Source organism: Streptomyces africanus (assembly GCF_002150735.1).
GTDB lineage: Bacteria > Actinomycetota > Actinomycetes > Streptomycetales > Streptomycetaceae > Streptomyces > Streptomyces africanus.
In genome coordinates this window covers 1-838 of sequence record NZ_MUKA01000682.1, presented here as the reverse complement: position 1 = coordinate 838, position 838 = coordinate 1, and the positions used below count along the sequence as shown (strand labels likewise).

The following is an 838-nucleotide window of genomic DNA, read 5'->3' as shown; positions in this document are numbered from 1 at the left end:
TAGGAGGCGATTGCTTACTGTGGTCCCAGCTGGGATCGAACCAGCGACCTTCCGCGTGTGAGGCGGACGCTCTCCCGCTGAGCTATGAGACCGGGATGAACCGCTCGGGGGGAATTTCGATGCCCGCCGAACGAGTACGAACTTTAACACGCACCACCCGTTCGCCACCAAATCACCCGGTTGTCATCAGTTCACCGGGGTCGGCCGTCGCGCCACGCCCACCTACCGCCGCAAGAGTCGGGCGCAGCCGTTACGAACGGACGGCGCGACCCGCACCGGTACCGGCGGAAATGACAAGCTTGTGATTTACCGGCGTCTACCAGGCGATTTGTAGGTTTCGCCGAACGTCGGCTAATGTTCTGTCTCGCACCACGGAGGACGGAAACGACCACCGGGGATGCAGAATGCGGATGTAGCGCAGCTGGTAGCGCATCACCTTGCCAAGGTGAGGGTCGCGGGTTCGAATCCCGTCATCCGCTCGAGAGGTAGGGCCAGGCGCATAGAATGCCTTCCCCCTTTGCGCGGTGGAGTGGCCGAGTGGTGAGGCAACGGCCTGCAAAGCCGTGCACACGGGTTCGATTCCCGTCTCCACCTCGCGCGATTAGCTCAGCGGGAGAGCGCTTCCCTGACACGGAAGAGGTCACTGGTTCAATCCCAGTATCGCGCACGCAGTGCCCATGATCCGCTGCACGGTGTGGTCATGGTCCCGAGGACGATTAGCTCAGCGGGAGAGCGCTTCCCTGACACGGAAGAGGTCACTGGTTCAATCCCAGTATCGTCCACATCACACCGAAGCCCCCGGCCGTACGAATCGGCTGGGGGCTTCGGTGTGATGTGG

The 838-nt window shown here is 62.2% G+C and carries 5 tRNA genes; 4 read left to right on the top strand and 1 reads right to left on the bottom strand.

What is annotated here, in order from left to right:
- Nucleotides 1-20: 20 nt before the first annotated feature.
- A tRNA-Val gene (locus CCL05_RS43390) sits at nt 21-92 on the bottom strand.
- Nucleotides 93-406: 314 nt separating this feature from the next.
- Between CCL05_RS43390 and CCL05_RS43385 the strand changes: the two genes are divergently transcribed.
- The 4 genes from CCL05_RS43385 (at nt 407) to CCL05_RS43370 (ending at nt 782) form a co-directional block, all read left to right on the top strand.
- Nucleotides 407-479: transfer RNA gene (locus tag CCL05_RS43385), tRNA-Gly, on the top strand.
- Between the two features lie 44 nt (nt 480-523).
- A tRNA-Cys gene (locus tag CCL05_RS43380) sits at nt 524-594 on the top strand.
- A gap of 1 nt (nt 595) precedes the next feature.
- Nucleotides 596-667, top strand: a tRNA-Val gene (locus CCL05_RS43375).
- Nucleotides 668-710: 43 nt separating this feature from the next.
- Nucleotides 711-782: transfer RNA gene (locus tag CCL05_RS43370), tRNA-Val, on the top strand.
- The last annotated feature ends 56 nt before the right edge of the window (nt 783-838 follow it).